At 75.0% G+C, this 18,149-nt stretch carries 16 protein-coding genes; 6 read left to right on the plus strand and 10 right to left on the minus strand.

The features are described from left to right. Positions 1–65: 65 nt before the first annotated feature. Both sigJ and ACT2CW_RS05415 read left to right on the plus strand, forming a co-directional pair. Positions 66–938: an RNA polymerase sigma factor SigJ gene (sigJ, locus tag ACT2CW_RS05410; protein ID WP_182474014.1), complete on the plus strand. Its 873-nt coding sequence runs from the start codon at positions 66–68 to the stop codon at positions 936–938. Between the two features lie 74 nt (positions 939–1,012). Further along, the gene (locus tag ACT2CW_RS05415; RefSeq protein WP_445515721.1) at positions 1,013–2,095 is read left to right on the plus strand and encodes an NAD(P)/FAD-dependent oxidoreductase; all 1,083 of its coding nucleotides are present in this window, start codon (positions 1,013–1,015) and stop codon (positions 2,093–2,095) included. A 551-nt stretch (positions 2,096–2,646) separates the two neighbouring features. On the opposite strand, the gene ACT2CW_RS05420 is transcribed toward ACT2CW_RS05415, so the two are convergent. From ACT2CW_RS05420 to ACT2CW_RS05435, 4 genes are all read right to left on the minus strand, one after another. Continuing rightward, positions 2,647–4,107, minus strand: a complete 1,461-nt coding sequence (locus ACT2CW_RS05420) for an aldehyde dehydrogenase family protein (RefSeq protein WP_445515722.1) — start codon at positions 4,105–4,107, stop codon at positions 2,647–2,649. 75 nt (positions 4,108–4,182) lie between these two features. Next, positions 4,183–5,961: an ABC transporter permease subunit gene (locus tag ACT2CW_RS05425; RefSeq protein ID WP_445515723.1), complete on the minus strand. Its 1,779-nt coding sequence runs from the start codon at positions 5,959–5,961 to the stop codon at positions 4,183–4,185. After that, on the minus strand, positions 5,958–7,478 hold the full coding sequence (locus tag ACT2CW_RS05430) for an ABC transporter substrate-binding protein (protein ID WP_445515724.1): 1,521 nt from the start codon (positions 7,476–7,478) through the stop codon (positions 5,958–5,960). The genes ACT2CW_RS05425 and ACT2CW_RS05430 overlap by 4 nt, the downstream gene beginning before the upstream one ends. 73 nt (positions 7,479–7,551) lie before the next feature. Next, positions 7,552–8,037, minus strand: a complete 486-nt coding sequence (locus tag ACT2CW_RS05435) for a GNAT family N-acetyltransferase (RefSeq protein WP_445516216.1) — start codon at positions 8,035–8,037, stop codon at positions 7,552–7,554. A 132-nt stretch (positions 8,038–8,169) separates the two neighbouring features. On the opposite strand from ACT2CW_RS05435, the gene ACT2CW_RS05440 reads away from it, so the two are divergent. Continuing rightward, complete coding sequence (locus tag ACT2CW_RS05440) at positions 8,170–10,584, plus strand: tetratricopeptide repeat protein (RefSeq protein WP_445515725.1); 2,415 nt, start codon at positions 8,170–8,172, stop codon at positions 10,582–10,584. A 117-nt stretch (positions 10,585–10,701) separates the two neighbouring features. Here ACT2CW_RS05440 and ACT2CW_RS05445 read toward each other — a convergent pair whose 3' ends face one another. The 6 genes from ACT2CW_RS05445 to ACT2CW_RS05470 all read right to left on the minus strand — a co-directional run bounded on the left by ACT2CW_RS05445 (position 10,702) and on the right by ACT2CW_RS05470 (position 15,220). Next, positions 10,702–11,043 carry a hypothetical protein gene (locus tag ACT2CW_RS05445; protein ID WP_445515726.1) on the minus strand — a complete coding sequence of 114 codons (342 nt, stop codon included), beginning with the start codon at positions 11,041–11,043 and terminating at the stop codon, positions 10,702–10,704. Positions 11,044–11,151: 108 nt separating this feature from the next. Further along, a complete protein-coding gene (locus tag ACT2CW_RS05450; protein ID WP_445515727.1) occupies positions 11,152–11,775 on the minus strand; it encodes a hypothetical protein in 624 nt (207 codons plus the stop codon). A 154-nt stretch (positions 11,776–11,929) separates the two neighbouring features. Continuing rightward, positions 11,930–12,256, minus strand: a complete 327-nt coding sequence (locus ACT2CW_RS05455; RefSeq protein WP_086881029.1) for an MmcQ/YjbR family DNA-binding protein — start codon at positions 12,254–12,256, stop codon at positions 11,930–11,932. A 65-nt stretch (positions 12,257–12,321) separates the two neighbouring features. Beyond that, complete coding sequence (locus ACT2CW_RS05460) at positions 12,322–13,098, minus strand: GNAT family N-acetyltransferase (protein WP_445515728.1); 777 nt, start codon at positions 13,096–13,098, stop codon at positions 12,322–12,324. 65 nt (positions 13,099–13,163) lie between these two features. After that, positions 13,164–14,087: a pseudouridine-5'-phosphate glycosidase gene (locus tag ACT2CW_RS05465; protein ID WP_138910686.1), complete on the minus strand. Its 924-nt coding sequence runs from the start codon at positions 14,085–14,087 to the stop codon at positions 13,164–13,166. Continuing rightward, on the minus strand, positions 14,084–15,220 hold the full coding sequence (locus ACT2CW_RS05470; protein WP_445515729.1) for a PfkB family carbohydrate kinase: 1,137 nt from the start codon (positions 15,218–15,220) through the stop codon (positions 14,084–14,086). The genes ACT2CW_RS05465 and ACT2CW_RS05470 overlap by 4 nt, the downstream gene beginning before the upstream one ends. Before the next feature lie 191 nt (positions 15,221–15,411). Between ACT2CW_RS05470 and ACT2CW_RS05475 the strand changes: the two genes are divergently transcribed. From ACT2CW_RS05475 to ACT2CW_RS05485, 3 genes are all read left to right on the plus strand, one after another. Continuing rightward, positions 15,412–16,341, plus strand: a complete 930-nt coding sequence (locus ACT2CW_RS05475) for an ATP-grasp domain-containing protein (RefSeq protein WP_445515730.1) — start codon at positions 15,412–15,414, stop codon at positions 16,339–16,341. After that, complete coding sequence (locus tag ACT2CW_RS05480; RefSeq protein ID WP_445515731.1) at positions 16,338–17,210, plus strand: ATP-grasp domain-containing protein; 873 nt, start codon at positions 16,338–16,340, stop codon at positions 17,208–17,210. The genes ACT2CW_RS05475 and ACT2CW_RS05480 overlap by 4 nt, the downstream gene beginning before the upstream one ends. A 162-nt stretch (positions 17,211–17,372) precedes the next feature. Beyond that, positions 17,373–18,128: a thioesterase II family protein gene (locus ACT2CW_RS05485; protein WP_182474027.1), complete on the plus strand. Its 756-nt coding sequence runs from the start codon at positions 17,373–17,375 to the stop codon at positions 18,126–18,128. Positions 18,129–18,149: the final 21 nt, after the last annotated feature.

Below are 18,149 nucleotides of genomic sequence, written 5' to 3' on the forward strand. Positions count from 1 at the left end.
CGTCCTCCTTCTCGGGCCGGGAAGCCGAGCTTCTCGGGCCGGGAAGCCGAGGAGAGGATCGGGACATGGCAGAGCTGACCGCCTTCGAAGAGCAGCGCGACCGGCTGTGGGCCGTCGCGTACCGCATCACCGGCTCGGTCGCCGACGCCGATGACGCGGTGCAGGAGACCTGGCTGCGCTGGCAGGCGCTGCCCGCGGACGAGGTGGCCGACCCCCGCGCGTATCTGACCACCGTCATCAGCCGCATCTGCTACGACCTGCTGGGTTCTGCGCGGGTGCGGCGTGAGCGTTACATCGGCCCCTGGCTGCCCGAGCCGGTGGTGGCGGCCGGTGGTCCGGAGGACCGGGTGACGCTGGACGAGTCGGTGGGTCTCGCGCTGCTCACCGTGCTGGAGCGGCTGACCCCGGCGGAGCGGACCGCCTTCATCCTGCACGATGTCTTCTCGGTGCCGTTCCCGGAGATCGCCGAGGTGGTGGGCCGGAGCCCGGAGTCCGTACGGCAGCTGGCCTCGCGCGCCCGCAAGCGGGTCCGGGCGGAGGCGCCGCGGCGCTCGGTGGACCGCGAGGAGCACCGGCGGGCCGTGGACGCGTTCCTCCGGGCGGTCATGGGCGGTGACATGGACGGGCTGCTGGAGATCCTGGATCCGGAGGTCGTCTGGCGTTCGGACGGCGGCGGCAAGGTGGCGGCGGCCCGGCTCCCGGTGCTGGGGAACGAGAAGGTGGCCCGCTTCGCCCAGCGGCTGGCCCGGGGCTTCGACCCGGCCACGATGCTGGTGCACCACCGCGACGTCAACGGCGCCCCGGGGCTGGTCATCGTCGACAGTGCGAGCGGGCAGGCCGTGGTCTTCGCGTTCTCGGTGCACCAGGGGCTGATCACCGAGATCGACGCGATCGTCAACCCCGACAAGCTCCGCCATCTCGACCTGCCGAACCTGTGACCGGCATCACCGTCACATCTCGGGCCGCCGTGTCGTCCTCCTCGTGAACACCGACCGGCGAGGAGGCCGCCCATATGGAGAAGCAGCAGGTCCTGGTGCTCGGCGCGGGCTATGCGGGGCTGATGGCCGCCCTGCGGCTGGCCCCGCACACCCGCGTCACCCTGGTCGATCCGAGCCCCGCCTTCACCGAGCGGGTGCGGCTGCACGAGCGGGCCGCCGGACGGCCCGACATCACCCATCCGCTCGACACGCTGACCCGGCGGGCCAGGATCGCCCACGTGGCCGCCCGCGCCACCGGGATCGATCCGGCCGCCCGGCGGATCACCACCGACGACGGCCGCCGGCTCGCGTACGACCGGCTGGTGTACGCGCTCGGCAGCCGCACCGCCGACCCCGGTGAGCGCGCCTATACCCCGGAGACGGCGGCCGAACTGCACAAGCGGCTGCTGGACGGGCCGGGTGAGCTGACGGTGGTCGGCGGAGGACTCACCGGCATCGAGCTCGCGGCCGAGATCGCCGAGTCCCACGACGCCTGGAAGGTCCGGCTGATCACGGGCGAGGATGTCGGCACGGGGCTGTCGGCGAAGGGCCGCGCCCATGTCCGTACGACGCTCACCGGGCTCGGTGTCCGGATCGAGGAGGGCCGCCGGGTGGCGCGCCCGGAGGACATCGACGCCGACGCGGTGGTCTGGGCCACCGCGATGACCGCGAACACGGGCCTGGCCGAGGCCGCCGGAATCGCCCTCGACCCGGCCGGTCGCGTCCGCGTCGACGCCACGCTGCGCTCGGTGTCCCATCCGGAGATCTACGCGGTGGGCGACGCGGCGGCCATGGCCAGCCCGGCCGCCGGTGCCCTGCGCATGGCCTGCGCCACCGCGCTTCCGTCCGGTTCGCACGCCGCCTCCTCGATCATCGCCGAGACGCGGGGGCGGGAGCCGAAGCCGTTGCGCTTCCGCTTCGTGGCGCAGTGCGTGAGCCTGGGCCGCCGGGACGGGCTGATCCAGCTGGTGCGGGCGGACGACTCCCCGCGCGAGACGGTGCTGCGCGGTGGCACGGCAGCGCGCGCCAAGGAGCAGGTGGTGCGCACCACGGTCAGGGCGCTGCGACTGGCGGCGCGCCGCCCCGGGGCCGTGCCCCTCATCCCCGGGGTCGGCTGAGGGGCCCGGGGAGAGGCTGAGTATCCCCGGCAAGCGGCCCGAGCCATGCGCCCGCGCTACGGGGTGCCCGGCGGGCCTTTCCCCTCCCCGCCCCTTCCCGTTACCGGGGGCTACGCCCCCGGACCCCCGGGGTCTGGGGGCGCGGGGGTCCGGGGCCCGGGGATCCGGCGGCCCGGGGTTCGGGGTTCGGGGGCCCGAGGTTCGGGGGCCCGGCAGCCCAGGGTTCGGGGGCCCGGGGGCCCAGGGTTCGGGGGGCCGGGGATCCGGGGCCCGGGGGCCCGGGGGCCGGGGGCCCGAGGTTCGGGGGCCGGGGATCCGGCGGCCTGGGGATCCGGGGATCCGGGGCCCGGCGGCCCGGCGGCCCGGCGGCCCGGGGATCCGGCGGCCCGGGGGTTGGGGGCCCGAGGGCCCAGGGTTCGGGGGCCCGGGATCCGGCGGCCCGAGGTTCGGGGGCCCGGGGCTCGGGGATCCGGGGATCCGGCAGCCCGGGGATCCGGCGGCCCGGGGGCCCGGGGGCAAAGTCCCGCCGAGCCGCGGAGCTGCGGCCCCCCCTAAAACGGGTAGTGGGCGTGCTGGGTGGCGAGGGTGATCCAGCGGGTGTCGCTGAATGCCTCGATGCCCCAGCGGCCGCCGAATCGCCCGTACCCCGAGTGCTTGACGCCACCGAACGGGGCCTGGGGCTCGTCCGCCACCGACTGGTCGTTGATGTGCACGATGCCGGTCCGGACGCGGCGGGCGACCTTGAGCCCATGGGTTCCGTTCTCGGTGATGATGCCGCAGGTCAGGCCGAGGTCGGTGGAGTTGGCCAGGGCCACGGCCCGATCGTCGTCGGCGAAGGTGGCCAGCACGCAGACCGGCCCGAACGCCTCGGCGTGGTGGATGTCCATGTCCGGGGTGACGTCGGTCAGCACCGTCGCCGGGTGGACCGCGCCGTCCGGTTCGCCACCGCCGGTCAGCACCGTGGCGCCCTTGTCCACCGCGTCCCTCACCAGGGCCGCCACCCGGCGCGCCGAGTCGGCCGTGATCAGCGGACCGACGACGGTGGACGGTTGGGCGGGGCCGCCGCACGGCAGGGCGGCCACCTTGGCGGCGAACTTCGCGGTGAACTCCTCGGCGAGGCTTTCATGGACGAGTATCCGGTCGCCCGACATGCAGATCTGACCGGAGTTCATGAACACGCCGAAGGCGGCGGCGTTCACCGCGTGGTCCACATCGGCGTCGTCCAGGACGATGATGGCGTTCTTGCCGCCCAGCTCCAGCACGGCCGGCTTGAGGTGCCGCGCGGCCAGTGAGCCGATGGTCCTGCCGACGCCGGTGGACCCGGTGAAGTTGACGATCCGTACGCGCGGATCGGCGATGAGCGCCTCCGCCACCTCGGCGGCGTCCTCACGGGCGTTGGTGACCACGTTGAGCACCCCGTCGGGCAGCCCGGCGTCGCGCAGCACATCGGCGACGAAGAGCCCGCAGGCGAGCGGGGCGTCCTCGCTCGCCTTCACCACCACCGTGTTGCCCGCCGCCAGGGGCGCCGCGACGGCGCGGACACCGAGGATGACCGGCGCGTTCCAGGGCGCGAAGGCCGCGACGACACCGGCCGGTTCGCGGACGGCGAGACCGAGCGCGCCCGCCTCCTGGGCGCTGAGCACCTCACCGCGCGGGGCGGTGATCGCGGCGGCGGCCTCGCGGAGGATGTTCGCGGCCAGCCCCACGTTGAAATGCGCCCAGGGCGCGGTGCCCCCGGTCTCCTGGGCCATGATCTCGGCGGCCCGGGCGGCTCGCGACTCCAGCAGGTCCGCCGCGGTCAGGAAGATCGTACGGCGCTCGAACGGGGCCAGCTCCGCCCAGGCCGGGAAGGCGGCGTCGGCGGCGGCCACCGCACGCGCCACGTCCTCGGCCCCGGCGGCCGCGACGGTGGCGAACACCTCCCCGGTGTAGGGGTTGAGGTCCTCGGCGGTACGCCCCGAGACGGCCGGGGTGTCCTTGCCATCGATCAACAGATCGCGGTGGAGGGTCATATCGGATGTCCTTTGCGGTCCCTCGCCCCAAGGGCGTGTTCGCGGAATGAACTTCGGTTCACTGCGCGCGGACCGTCAGTCTCCGACGCGCCCCGGGCAGTCGTCAATGCGCGGGCGCCGCCGGGGCCACCGCACCCCGCCGGACGCCGTCACCGCCAGGAGACCCAGAAGGGCCAGCGCCGCGGCGGGGGCGAGGACGGCCCACGGGGCGCGCTCGGCGTAGGGGTGGTTCTCCGCCAGCAGCCGGCCCCACTCCGGCGACGGCGGCTGGGCGCCCAGGCCGAGGAAGCCCAGCGCGGCCAGGGCGAGCGCCACGGACGGCAGGCGCAGCAGCGCGTGGCGGACGACCGGGGGCAGGACCGCGGGCAGGATGTGGCGGCGCAGCAGATGGCGGCGGGAGGCGCCCAGCGCGCGGGTGGCGGCGAGATGGGCGGCGGCGCGCTGCTGCCGCAGCAGGGCCGAGGTGTGCGTGGCCAGCGGCGCCCAGGCGACCGCGGCCACGGCGAGCGCGGGGGTGTACGGGCCGCGGCCCGCCGCCCCGGCGACCAGCAGCCCGGCGAGCACGGGCGGCACCGCGTTCACCGTCTCGGCGAGTCCGCCCGACAGCCGGGGCACCAGTCCGAGCGACACCCCCGCCACCAGCGCGGCGGCGCTCACCGCCGCCGCGAGCGCGAGCGTGGACAGGGCGCCGTGTCCCACCCGGGCCAGCAGATCGCGGCCCAGCGCGTCGGTGCCGAACGGATGCGCCCAGGACGGGGCGGTGAGCCGGGCGGCGGTGTCCACCACCAGCGGGTCCCGGAGGGCACCGAGCACCACGACGGCGAGCAGCAGCGCGCCGTGAACCAGCGGAATCGCGCGGGCGGACGGGGCGGTGGGCCGGGCGGGCGAGGGCAGCGCCCCGTCGCGCAGCGCGGGCCCGAGCGACAGCCGGGCCGCGAGCCGGGCGAGACCTCCGGCGACGGCCGCGAGCAGGATCAGGACGAGGGCGCACGCCTGGAGCATCGGCAGGTCCTGGGCGATGGCCGCCTGCAAGGAGAGCCGGCCGAGCCCGGGGATGTCGAAGACCTGCTCGACGGCGACCGCGCCTCCGGTGAGCCCGACCACGAACAGCCCGGTGTTCGGCAGCACTCCGGGCACGGCGCGCCGCAGCGCCTGGCGGGCGATCCGCCGGGCGGGCAGCCCGCGCGCGGCGGCGGCCCGCGCCCAGGGTTCGGCGAACGCGCCGGGCAGCGCGTCGTCCAGGACCCGGCCCAGCAGGGCGCCCGCGGGCAGGCCGAGGGCGAGCGAGGGCAGCACCATCCAGCGCGGCCCGTACCAGCCGACCGCGGGCAGCCAGCCGAGCCGCACCCCGACCACCGCGGCCAGCACGGACGCCAGCAGGAACTCCGGCAGCGCGGCGAGCAGCGCGCCACCGCTCCCCGCACCGGCCCCGCGCCGGGCGGCCCGCCGCCGCGGCCCGAGCCACAGCGTGCGCCCGCACACCGCGCCCGCGGTGGCCGCCGCGACCACCAGCGCGCCGCCCATGAGCAGCAGCGACACGCCGAGCGCCGCGGCCACCGAGGGGGCCACGGACGTCCCCGAGATCCAGGACGTACCCGCGTCGCCGTGCGGCAGCCCGGCGAGCCACCGGCCAAGCAGCCGCAACGGCCCCGCGTCGAGGCCGAGTTGGGAGCGCAGGGACTCCAGGAGCTCGGGGCTGGGGTCGCGGTCGGCCGCGCGCGCCTTGAGGACGGTGCGGGCGGGGTCGGTACGGGACAGCCAGGGCAGCAGACCGATGCCGCACAGCAACGCCCCCGCGAGCGCGACGCGCCAGAGCGCGACCAGCCCGGTGGACCGCGTCCGTGCGCCGCTCAACGCCGCGTACCCGTGCCGACGAGCGTGCGCTCGTACGGGTCGAGGATCACACCGCGCACCGACGCGCCCACACCGTGCAGGATCCGCTGGTGGACCAGCGGGACGGCCCCGTCCGTGCGCAGGACGGCGGTCTGCGCGGCCAGGGCCGCGCGGTGGCGCGCCGCGTCGTCGGCGCGGGACCCGGCCTCCGCGACCGCGCGGTCCACGGCCTTGTCGCACACCCGCGCCAGGTTGTAGCCGCCGTCGCAGGTGAAGTCGTCGGCGAGATAGGACACCGGGTCGCCGGTGTCGAGCATGGTGTTGCGGGCGGCCACCACGGCGTCGAACCTCCCGGCCAGGGCGTCGCCTTCGAGCCGGGAGTACTCGCGCACCTCCAGCCTCACGCCGAACCCGGCCCTGCGCAGCTGCTGTTGCAGCACCTGCGCGACCTCGGGGAGCTCGGGCCGGTTGTCGTAGGTGGCGAGGGTGATCGAGGCGTTCCGGACCCGCGCGGCGGCGGGGCGGCCGGACGGCCGGGGCCGCTCGCCCGCGGCCCAGGTGAGGGCCGGGCCGAACAGCCCGCGGCCGGTGTCGGCGTGCCCCTCGTACACGTCCTCGGCGAGGGCGGAGCCGTCGACGGCCTCGCGGGCGGTGGCACGGACGGCGGGGTCGGCGAAGGGCCCGGAGCGGGTGTTGAGGAAGAGGGCGGTGGTGCGGGCGGTGGGCACCTCGCGGAGGGTGGCCCGGTCGAGGGTGGCCGCCTGGGAGACCGGGACCGCCTCGGCCAGGTCCACCTCCCCGCCGCGCAGCGCGTTGGTACGCGCCGTGCCGTCGGCGATGAAGCGGACGTCGAGGCCGGAGGCGTGGGCCAGGCCGCCCCAGTAGTCGTCGAAGCGGTGGAGGGTGGCACGGGTGGTGCCGGTGGTCCTGGTCAGGGTGAAGGGGCCGGTGGCGGTGCCGGCCGGGTCGGCCGCCGCCTCCCCCCGCCGCGTATCGGCCTTCGTCCGGTACGCCTTGGGCGAGAGGACGGCCAGGCTCGGGCTGGACAGCCGCAGCGGCAGGGCGGAGTCGGCGGTCGCGGTGGTGACCCGGACCCGCCGCTCCCCCACCGCCTCCGCGGTGAGCGCGACCCCGGTGAGCGCGGCGGGCGGCGGATCGGCGCGGGTGGCGTGGGTGAGTGCGCCCGCAACCGCCGCCGGGGTGACCTCGGTGCCGTCCTGGAACCGCGCCTCGCGCAGGGTGAACACCCAGCCCCGGCCGCTCTCCCGGGTCCAGGACTCGGCGAGGGCGGGCACCGCGCCGCCGTTGCCGTCCAGCCGGGTCAGCCCCTCGGTGACGCCGAGCCTGCTGAGCAGGGTGGCGTCGGCGCCGTACGGGGAGAAGCGCTCGGCGGGCGGGAAGGCCATCGCGACGCGGAGGCGCCCGCCGCCCGCCTCGGCCCCGGCGTCGTACGGCGAACCGTCGCGGGCCGCGAAACACCCGGCGAGCAGCGGGAGGAGCGGCAGCGCGGCGGTCCACCGGCGGCGGACAGAGTGCATGGGCGTGGTTCTCCAGGGGCTGCGCGGGTACGACCGGAACACGGAAGCTACATGATAATCATTTCCATAAGGCTCAGGGTGCCCCGGGGGTCATGGGCACCTCGAAGTGGACGATGCCCTGACCGCCCCCGGGCGCCTCCCGCTCATCGCAGACGACCTTCGCCAGGGACCGCCAGAACGGCTCGGCGCCCGGCACCGCCGGATCGGTGTGCAGATAGACCGCGCGATAGCCGCCGTCCGCCGCGGCGAAGTCCAGCAGCGCACCCACCAGCCGCCGGGCCAGCCCGTGGCGCCGGTGCTCGGGGCGCACATAGACCCGGCGCAGCTGGGCGGTCTCGCCCGACGGATAACGCGCGGCCAGCCACGGCGGGTTGGGCGGATGGGCCGGGCCCCGGGAGTCGAGCGCGGCGGTCGCCACGACCGCGCCGTCACCGCCGTCCACCGCGACCAGCAACGTGTGGCGCGCGCCGTCCAGATACGCGGCGGCGGGATCGATGATGTCGGCGTGCCAGTGCGGCACATAGCCGGTTCCGAAGTCGCGGTAGACGGTGTCGAGCATCACGCCACGGGCGGCGTCGAGGTCGTCGGGGGTCGCGGTTCTGATGCGGTAGCTGGGCACCTGCGCATCGTACGCAATAAGCCCGTCCGCCGACCGTGCTGGCAGACTGGATCCCGAGGGGAGGAGGGGCCGATGGGGCGGGCACGGCCGTCGATGCAGGAGCTGATCCAGCGGCGCAGGAACGCCGGATTCGTGGGCCGGCGCCGGGAACTGGACGCGTTCCGGGAGAATTTCGGGCTGCCGCCGGAGGACGCGCGGCATCGTTTCGTCTTCCATGTGCGGGGCCACGCGGGCGTGGGCAAGACCTGGCTGACGCGCCGGCTGGAGCAGACCGCCCGCCAGGAGTACGGCGCGCTCACCGCCCGGATCGACGAGACGGCGAGCTCCGTACCCGAGGCGATGGCCGCCATCAGTGAGCAATTCGCCCGCCAGGGGCGGGAGTTGACGGCCTTCGACCGTCGGCTCGCCACCTATCGGCAGCGCCGCCACGAGGCGGAGTCGGCACCGGCGGAGGGCGAGCGGCAGGGGCCCAGCACCGGCAGTATGGCCGCCGCGCGGGCGGGTCTCGCGGGGCTCGGCCTGGTGCCGGGGGTCGGGGCGCTGGCGGGCGCCGTCGATCCGGTGCCGCTGGCCGAGAGCACCGACCGGCTGCGGGCGGCGCTCAGCTCGCGGTTCCGCGACCACAAGGACGTCCAGCTGGTGCTGGACCCGGTGGAGACGCTGTCGCCGCTGCTGGTCAGAGAGTTGTCGGAGGCGGCCGCGGCGGTGCCGTGGCTGGTGCTGCTCTTCGACACCTACGAGCGCCTGGGACCGCTGCTCGACCCCTGGCTGCGCACCCTGCTCACCAGCGAACGCCTCGGCGTCCTCCCCGCCAACACCGTGCTGGTGCTGGCCGGGCAGACCCGGCTGGACCCCGGCTGCTGGGGCGATCTGGCCGATGTGGTCGCGGAGCTGCCGCTGGAGCCGTTCACGGACGCGGAGGCCCGGCAACTGCTGACCGCCAAGGGGATCACCGATGAGCCGGTGGTGCGGGAGGTGCTGCGGCTCTCCGGCCGGCTGCCGGTCCTGGTGTCCACCCTCGCCGAGAACCCCGGGACCGATGGCGATCTGGGCGACCCCAGCGCCACCGCCGTCGACCGGTTCCTGAAGTGGGAGCGCGATCCGGTGCGCCGCTCCGCCGCCCTGGCGGGGGCGCTGCCCCGGCGGCTGAACGAGGACGTCTTCAGGGCCGCGGTGGACGCCGACGGGGCCGGGCTGTTCGGCTGGCTGCGGTCGCTGCCGTTCATCGGCGACCGCGACGGCGCGGCCCGCTACCACGATGTGGTGCGCGCCCCCATGCTGCGGCTCCAGCGGACCACCTCACCGCAGCGGTGGAGCGCGGCGCACACCCGGCTGGCGGAGACCTTCGCCGGATGGCGGGAGGCGGCCGCCGGAGGGCTCGACCCGCACGACGGATGGCGGCTGGACGCCTGGAGCGGACCGCGCCTGGAGGAGTGGTACCACCTGCTGTGCGGACGGCCGTCGGCGGCGCTGCCCGGAGCGCTGCGGGACGGGATCGGCGCCTGTGACGCGGGCCCCGCGGTGGCCCGGCGCTGGGCGACCACCCTGGTCGAGGCGGGCGAGGACGCCGACTCGGACGCGGTGCGCACCTGGGGGCGGCACCTGGTGGAGGCGCTGACGGACGAACGGCGGCGCGGTATCGACGCGATGGGGCTGCTGCTGGCCCGGGGCGGGCTGGACACCGCCGCCCGGGTCGCGGCCCTCGTCGTACGGGGCTGGCACCGCCGTTCGGTCGAGGAGTTCGACGGGGCGCTGGGGGACTTCCACCGGGCCATCGAGCTGGACCCCGGGAATGTGCGCGCGCACTTCGGGCGTGCCGTGGTCCACCGGGCGACCGGGGAGTTCACCGCGGCGATGGACGCGCTGGACCGGGTGGACGCGCTGGAGCCGGGCTCGACCTGGGTGCAGCGGGAGCGCGGGGAGACCTGCCGCCGGGCGGGCCGGTACGAGGAGGCGCTGGCCCGGCTCGACCCGGTGATCGAGGCCGATCCGGCGGACCATGTGGCCCTGGGCAGCCGTGGCCAGACCAAGATGGCGCTCGGCCGGATCCAGGAGGCCCTGGCGGACCTGGACCGGGCCATCGAGCGACACGGCGACTACGCCTGGGCACTGCTCCGGCGGGCCCGGGTCCGCAGCACCCTGGGGGACACCGCGGGCGCGCTGGAGGACCTGGACCGGGTGGAGGCGCTGGAGCCGGGCATCCCGGGAACGCTCGGCGAGCGCGGCGACGTCCACCGCTTCGCGGGCCACTACGAGGAGGCCATCGCGGAGTACGACCGGGCGCTGGCCCTCGACCCCGGCTACGCCTGGGCCCTGGGGAGCCGCGCGATGGCCAACGAGGCCCTGGGCAGACGCGCGGCGGCGCTGGCGGACCTGGAGCGCGCGGTGGCCCTGAATCCCGGCTACGCCTGGGCCGTGGCGCAGCGCGAGCGGTTGCTCTCGAGCGGGGATTCACCGGAGGGCGGACGGAGCGACGGGCCGGTGTGACCTCCCGGCACCCGTGCTTCCGGCTCCCCTCCGTCGGCGGCCGGTCAACGGCCGGGTGTCCACCAGTGACCGGTCAACGGCCGGGGGTCGACGGCCCGGTCTCACCGGCCTTGTGTGTCACCGGCCCGGTCGTGACGCGCGCCCGGCGAAGCAGGACGACACGGCGTGGCGTACGGCGCGCAGCACGGCGCGGCAGCGCGACAGGTACCGGGAGCGGCGAGCCCGGCGGACGGGACGCGGTGCGCCGGAGGGAGCCGATACGGGAGCCGGTGCGGTCGGCGGAGCCGGTACGGCCTCCTCGGCGGACGCGCCCCGAACGGTGGGGTCACCCGGCCCGGGGGCGGCCGGGTCCACCGCGGGCGGCGACGGATCGGCGGTGCCGACCCGCGGGGTGACGGGGCGCCGGGTGGCTTCCGCGCGCAGCATCGCGCGCATGGCGGCATAGACATCGATGGGCATGCGGATACTCCTGCGGTCTCGGACGTCCTACGGCTGGGCGGGCAGGCCGGACCGCATCCGGGATCCGCGGGGCACGCGGAAACGGGATGACGGACGGCCCGGGCCCGGTCAGCAGCGCAGAACGACGGTCCGCGAGGAGAGCCGGCCGGCCGGGACGTCGCCCCCGGCGCCGAACGCGCCGACGCCCGGCGCCGGGTCGGCGGGCCGACCACGGACGGCGCCGAGCACGAGGGGGCCGAGGGACGTCGAGAGGGAGCGATGGGCGCCGAACGAGGCGCCGTGAGCCACCCGCCCGGCGTGCCGGGCCGGATGCCCGGCGCCGTCCCGGGCGGAGTACACGGCCGACGCCGAGGAGGCGGGGCGCTCGTCCTCGGCCTCCGGCACCGGCGGAGCGGGGGTGACGGGACCGGGAGCACCCGCGGGGGCGGACGCGCCGAGGGCCCGGACCGAGGCGGGAGCCCCCGCGCCCGGTGACGCGGGAGCCCCTGCGTCACCGGGATCGGACGGGGCCGGGGCCCGGTCCGGCACCCCGGCCGCTCCGGCCGCTCCGGCCGCTCCGGCCGCCCCGGCCTTCCCGGCCGCGCACCGCTCCGGCCCGGTGGACGGCGACGCGCGGACGACCCCCAGGGCCAGCACGGCGTGCAGCAGTGTGGCCGCCAGCAGCAGAAGGACGGCGGCCGCGCACGGGCCGCCGCACACCGCGGGGCGGTTCGTCCTGCCGCCGTGCACCATGCGGCCTCCCTCGCTGATCCCCCTCCAGGGAACCCCGCACAGCGGAAGACAGCACTCCGATTACCGGGAAAAGTCCAGACTTTCACCCGTGTCGGTTATCCGCTCGAACGTCCATAACGCCACATTTCGAGGAATCATGGGCCGCGTGGTGTGATCATTCGAGCAATGCGGCCGGTGCGGCCTGCCGCCAGGAGTCCAGCAGGATGTCCCGCAGCTCATCGAGGTCGTCCAGCGCGGCGAGCCGCACCCGCACCCAGGCCGAACTCGCCTCATGGGCGGCGACCCAGAACTTCTCCGGCTCCGCCAGCACCAGCTCCTCCCGCTCCACCTTGGGACATCTGACCGCCATCGAGGTCTCGTCCTCGGGCAGGGTGGCGAACATCTTCCCGGCGACCCTGAAGGTGGGCATCGACCAGGCGATCTTCTCTGTGGTCTCCGGCAGCGACAGGGCGATGGCACGGACATCATCGGAGGTCGTCATGGCCAGACCGTAGAACACCCCACCGACAAGGCCCCAGCCACCTCCGCCCCCGGCCCCGGCCGGCGTCAGGCCCGGTAGACGTACGGCGTGGTGGTGGTCAGGGGCACGAAGCCGAGCCGGCGCAGGATCGGGCGGCTCAGGTCGGACGCGTCCACCTGGAGATAGCGACAGCCGCGGTCGGCGGCGATACGGGCCCGGAACGCGACCAGGGCGCGGTAGACGCCCCGGCCGCGCCACTCCGGCACCGTGCCGCCGCCCCAGAGCCCGGCGAACGGCGCCCCCGGCGGCAGTTCCACCCGCGCCGCGCTGACCGGCCGGTCGCCGTCCATGGCCACCACCGCGGCGACCGTGTCCGGGTCCTCGGCGAGCTGGGCGAGGAGCCGGTGCCGGAGGGCGGTGCCGTCGTCGCCGAACGCCCGCTCATGGACGTCCACCACCCGTTCCACACCGGCCGCGTCGGTCACCGGGAGCAGCCGGACGCCCCGGGGCGGTTCGACGGCGGTGTCCAGGTCCGCCACGTGGGCGACCATCAGCGTCTCCTCGGGCTCGGGGACGAATCCGGCGGCCCGGAGCCGTTCGCCGAGGTCGCCGGGGCGGTCGTGCGCGTACAGCTTCCACTCGAACGCGCGGTCCGCGCCCCCGAAGTGCCGTATCTGCGCGGCGATCGCCGCATCGGCGGTGGCGTCGTCCAGATCCGACCACAGGACGCCGTTCCAGTCGTCGCGGCCACCGGTCTGCCGCACCACCGCGCCCACCCGCTCGACCCGGACGCCGGGGCCGTCGGCCCGCGCACCCTGTCTCATCTCCCGGTCGTACAGCTCACGCACCACATCACGGTCCATGCGCCCACCCCAGCACCGGCCCCCTCAAGTCGGCAATCGATTATCGGGCCCCCGACGTGGGAGCCTTACGCCCCGGCCGCGTAGTGGATCGCGATCCGCGCCCCGAGCCGTGCGTTGTTCTTGACGAGGGCGATATTGGTCCGCAGGCTCTCACCCTCCGTCAACTCCACGATCCGGCCCAGCAGATACGGGGTCGCGTCCTTGCCGCCGATCCCCGCGTCCGCCATCTCGGCGAGGGCCCGCTCGATGATGCCGTCCATCCGGTCCGCGGGGATCTCCTCGGCCTCGGGGACCGGGTTGGCGATGCTCAGCCCCGCCGTCATCCCCAGCTCCCACTGGGCGCGCATGGTGGCGGCGATCTCCTCGGGTGAGTCGACGCGCAGCGGGGAGCGGAAGCCGCTCACCCGGGAGTAGAAGGCGGGGAAGTCGTCGGTGCCGTAGGTGAGCACCGGAACGCCCAGGGTCTCCAGCTTCTCCAGGGTCAGTCCGATGTCGAGGATGCTCTTGACCCCGGCGCTGATGACGGCCACCGGGGTGGTGGCGAGCTCGGTGAGATCGGCACTGATGTCGAAGGACCGCTCCGCTCCCCGGTGCACTCCGCCGATGCCGCCGGTGACGAAGACCCGGATCCCGGCGAGCGCGGCGAGCCGCATGGTGGACGCCACGGTGGTCGCGCCATGGCCGCCGCGCGCGATGACATGGGCGAGGTCGCGCACGCTGACCTTGCCCACCTCGGGGCTGGTGGCGAGCAGTTCGAGGCCGGCCCGGTCCAGGCCGGCGCGCGGCCTGCCGTGGAGGACGGCGATGGTGGCGGGGACCGCGCCCTCGGCGCGGATGATCTCCTCGACCTCGGTGGCCATCTCGACGTTCTGCGGATACGGCATGCCGTGGCTGATGATCGTGGACTCCAGCGCGACCACGGGACGGCCGTCGAGCAGGGCCTCCGCGACCTCCTCGGTGAGGGTCAGCCGGGGGTGGGGGGTGGTCATGTGGTCCTCCGCAGCGTGGCGTCGAGCGCGTCCTCGATCAGACGCGGGGTCAGGTCGGGTCGTACGGTGGCGGGGGTGGCCACGGTCAGCGCGGCGGCGGCGTGGCCGTAGCGGGCGGCGTCCACCGGGTCGGCGCCGCCGAGCAGGGCGTGGGCGAACGCGCCGAGCATCGCGTCACCGGCCCCGGTGACATCCCGTACCTCGGCCGGTGGCGCCGCCAGCGGCACCCGGCCCTCGTCGAGGGTGCTCAGCAGGGAGCCGCGGGCCCCGAGCCGCACCCACACATGCCGCACCCCGCGCTCGTGGAGGGCGGCCACGGCCCGGAGCAGCTCGGGGTCGTCCGCGTCCATGGCCCCTTCGAGGTCCCGCCCGGTGAGCGCGGCCAGCTCCGCCACGTTCGGCGTGACGGCGAAGACCGGCCGCCCGGCGGCGAACAGCGGGGCCAGCAGCGCCGCCTTGGGGACGCTCACCGGATCGATCAGCGTCTGGACACCGGTGGCGGAGGCGATGTCGAGGACGTAGGAGAGCACCCGCGTGGACAGGTTTCCGTCCAGCACCAGCAGACCGGCGTTGCCGATGAGTTCCCGCGCGGTGTGGAGGTGCTCGGGGGCCAGCGCGTCGGTGGCGGCCATGTCGGCGATGGCCACGACCAGATCGCCGTCGGCGTCCAGCACCGCCGTATAGGTGCCGGTGGGATGCGGTCCGCGGTGCACATGCTCGATCCGCACCCCGGCGGCCTGGGTGTCGCTCAGCAGCCGCTCCCCCGCCGCGTCCTGCCCCACCGCGGCGATGAGATGGGTCGGAGTGCCCAGCCGGGCGAGGTTCTCGGCGATGTTCCGGGCCACCCCGCCGGGGCTGGTGTGGGACCGCCCCGGATTGCTGGTGCGGTACGCCACGGGGGCGAGGCTGCGCACCTTGATGTCCACATTGGCCCCGCCGATGACCACCACCGCGTGCTCCTGGCGCAGGATGTAGCCGCGTCCCAGGATGGCGCCCTTCTTGCCCAGATTGGACAGGTGCACATTGACCGCGGCCCGCGTGGTCCCGAGGGCGTCGGCGATGGACTGGGCGCCGGCCAGCGGGTCCCGCCGCAGCAGCGCGAGTATTTCCCGCTCCCTGCGCGTCAGCGTCATATTCAGCAGAGTAAAGCAAACTTAGCGCGATAAACAGGTGCCATCCGGGGGCCGATGAACGGGCCACTGACCGCCATGGGTTGGCCCAGGAGATCGTAAAAGAACGGCGGATGACATCCTGAGGAGCCATGGCGCGCCGGACACTCTCGGCAGCGGCCCGGGGACCTGTCCGGTGACGAGGAAGAAGGCCCATGAGACTCTGCTTTCTGGTGGAGGAGCGCTATCGCCATGACGGCATGCCGCGTGAGGTGATCCGTCAGCTCTCCGCCTGGGGTCACCAGGTGGACGTGGTCCGGCCGGGTCGTTCCCTGATGCGGATGTCCGACGCGGTGCGGGCGGGCAGCCATGACGCCTGGGTGCTCAAGACGGTGTCCGGAGGCCCCGGGCTGACGCTGCTGGAGGCCGCGGCCGCGGTCGGGCTGACCACCGTCAACGACGCCCGCTCCATCCGCGGTGTACGGGACAAGGCCCTGGCGGCCGCCATCGGGCGCAGCCGTGGCCTGCCGATGCCGCCCACCTACGCGGCGGCCAGGCCCGAGGCGCTGGAGGAGATACCGGAGGCCGAGTTCCCGCTGGTGGTCAAGCCCGCGGACGGCAGCTCGGGGCGGGCCGTACGGCTGGTGCCGACCCCGGCCCTGCTGCGGGCGCTGCGCCCCGAGCTGGCGGCGGAGGGCATGCTCATCGCCCAGCCGTATGTGCCGAATTCGGGCATCGACCTCAAGGTGTACTGCGTGGGCGGGGAGTTGTACGCCACCGAGCGGGGGTCACCGCTCGGCCCCGACGGGGGCACCCGCGGCCGCCGGGTGCCGCTGTCCGCCGAAGTGGCCGCCATCGCCGCCGAGGTCGGCGCGGTCTACGGCCTCGATCTGTACGGGGTGGATGTGCTGCTGGGCCCGGACGGGCCGGTGGTCGTCGATGTGAACGACTTCCCCAGCTTCAAGGAGGTGCCGGACGCGGCGGCCCGGGTGGGACGCGCGGTACTGGAGTTGGCGCGCGGGGGCGGTGGCCGGTCCGGGTCCGCGCTCGTCGGCGCCCTCACCGGAGCCGAGCCGCCGGTGCGCACTCCGGAGCCGCCCACGGCCACGAGCCGGATGACCGCCACGGTGAGCGGCGGCCGATGAGGATCGGCCTGATCACCGCCGACCCCGGCCATCAGCTCCTCGCCGACGCCAGCGCTCTGCTGGCCTCCCGCCATGAGGTGGTGGCCCTCGACCCGCGCGGCGACGACAGCCCGGCCTCCACCGACAGCCCCGCCTCCCCCGACAACCCCGCCTCCCCCGGGGAGCTCGCCTCTCCCGGCGAGCTCGCCGATGTCTATCTGCTGAAGGCCCGGACGCCGCCCGCGCTGGCGCTCGCCCGGTCCCTGGAGCGGCGTGGCGCCCCGGTGGTGAACTCCGCCGCCGCCACCGCGCGGTGCCAGGACCGGACGGCGATGGCCGAACGGGCGCTCCGCGCCGGTCTGCCGTTCGCCCCCACCCGTACCGTGGCCTCCCTCGCCGGACTGGCGGCCGAGCCACCGCCTCGTCCCGTCGTCGTCAAGAGCCGTCACAGCCGCCGCCATGACCTGGTGGCCCGCGTGGACGACGCCGCACAACTGCGTGCCCTGACCGCGGACTGGGCGGATGAGCCCGTGGTGGTGCAGGACTTCGTCCCGAACGACGGCTGGGACCACAAGCTGTGGGTGGTCGCGGGCCGGGTGTTCGCCGCGCTGCGCCGGTCGGAGCTGGCGGCCGGTGACCGCGGTCCGAACCTGCCGCTGGCCCTGGACGCGCTGCCACCGGGCTGGCTGGATCCGGTGCTCCGGGTCGGTCCGGCGTTCTCGCTGGACGTCTACGGCGTGGATCTGATCGACTCGGGCGGTGGCGCGCCGCTGATCGTGGACATCAACGCCTTTCCCGGAATCCGCGGTCAGGCCGGGGCTCCCGAGGCGCTGGCGGCCCTGGCGCTGCGGACGGCCGAACGGGGCGGACTCACCGCCTCCCGCACATGACCGACACGAGGGAAATACTAGGGGACTCCAGGCCGAAATAGGGGTGGCCGCAGCTCGGATGGGACCGGCAGGGTGGTCTACTGGTCTGCGCGCGAACCGAGGCACGCGCGTGACAGCCACCCCGACAGCCGCCGCGGAGCGAGCGGCAGGAAAGGACATCACGTGACCGCAAACCCCACCGGCACAAGCCTGTGGATCAGGCAGTTCCACCCCGCGCCGACCGCGGCGACGCGACTCGTCTGCCTGCCCCACGCCGGCGGGTCCGCCTCCTACTACTTCCCCGTCTCCAAGGCCCTCTCGCCCACGATCGATGTGCTCGCCGTGCAGTACCCGGGGCGCCAGGACCGGCGCAACGAGAAGTGCATAGACAACATCGCCGAACTGGCCGACGCGCTGGTGCCTGAATTGCTGCCCTATACGGACAAGCCGGTGGCGTTTTTCGGCCACAGCATGGGCGCCACGCTGAGCTTCGAGGTCGCCCTGCGCCTGGAGCAGAAGGGCGTACAGCCGGTGGCGCTGTTCGCGTCGGGGCGGCGCGCCCCGTCCTGCCACCGCGACGAGTCCGTCCACCTCCGCGACGACGACGGGCTGATCGCCGAGATGAAGGCCCTGAGCGGCACCGACACCTCGCTCCTCGGCGACGACGAGATCCTCCGGATGGTGCTGCCCGCGATCCGCAGCGACTACAAGGCGGCCGAGACCTACCGCTACACCCCCGGCCCGCGGCTGGCGACGCCCATCCACGCGCATGTGGGGGACGACGACCCCAAGGCCACCGTCGAGGAGGCCCGCGCCTGGGGCGAGCACACCACCGGCGGCTTCGACCTCCAGGTCTACTCCGGCGGCCACTTCTACCTCAACGACCAGGCGCCGCGGGTGATCGCGTCGATCCGGGACGTGCTGACCGCGAAGTCCTGAACCCCCGCCCGCCCGCGGGGC

The sequence above is a fragment of the Streptomyces sp. NEAU-174 genome, assembly GCF_052665095.1.

Bases quoted from the DNA above. Each gene is read 5' to 3' on its own strand.
- sigJ (WP_182474014.1), top strand. From the start codon at position 66: ATGGCAGAGCTGACCGCCTTCGAAGAGCAGCGCGACCGGCTGTGGGCC.
- ACT2CW_RS05415 (WP_445515721.1), top strand. From the start codon at position 1,013: ATGGAGAAGCAGCAGGTCCTGGTGCTCGGCGCGGGCTATGCGGGGCTG.
- ACT2CW_RS05420 (WP_445515722.1), bottom strand. From the start codon at position 4,107: ATGACCCTCCACCGCGATCTGTTGATCGATGGCAAGGACACCCCGGCC.
- ACT2CW_RS05430 (WP_445515724.1), bottom strand. From the start codon at position 7,478: ATGCACTCTGTCCGCCGCCGGTGGACCGCCGCGCTGCCGCTCCTCCCG.
- ACT2CW_RS05435 (WP_445516216.1), bottom strand. From the start codon at position 8,037: ATGCTCGACACCGTCTACCGCGACTTCGGAACCGGCTATGTGCCGCAC.
- ACT2CW_RS05440 (WP_445515725.1), top strand. From the start codon at position 8,170: ATGGGGCGGGCACGGCCGTCGATGCAGGAGCTGATCCAGCGGCGCAGG.
- ACT2CW_RS05445 (WP_445515726.1), bottom strand. From the start codon at position 11,043: ATGCCCATCGATGTCTATGCCGCCATGCGCGCGATGCTGCGCGCGGAA.
- ACT2CW_RS05450 (WP_445515727.1), bottom strand. From the start codon at position 11,775: ATGGTGCACGGCGGCAGGACGAACCGCCCCGCGGTGTGCGGCGGCCCG.
- ACT2CW_RS05455 (WP_086881029.1), bottom strand. From the start codon at position 12,256: ATGACGACCTCCGATGATGTCCGTGCCATCGCCCTGTCGCTGCCGGAG.
- ACT2CW_RS05460 (WP_445515728.1), bottom strand. From the start codon at position 13,098: ATGGACCGTGATGTGGTGCGTGAGCTGTACGACCGGGAGATGAGACAG.
- ACT2CW_RS05465 (WP_138910686.1), bottom strand. From the start codon at position 14,087: ATGACCACCCCCCACCCCCGGCTGACCCTCACCGAGGAGGTCGCGGAG.
- ACT2CW_RS05470 (WP_445515729.1), bottom strand. From the start codon at position 15,220: ATGACGCTGACGCGCAGGGAGCGGGAAATACTCGCGCTGCTGCGGCGG.
- ACT2CW_RS05475 (WP_445515730.1), top strand. From the start codon at position 15,412: ATGAGACTCTGCTTTCTGGTGGAGGAGCGCTATCGCCATGACGGCATG.
- ACT2CW_RS05480 (WP_445515731.1), top strand. From the start codon at position 16,338: ATGAGGATCGGCCTGATCACCGCCGACCCCGGCCATCAGCTCCTCGCC.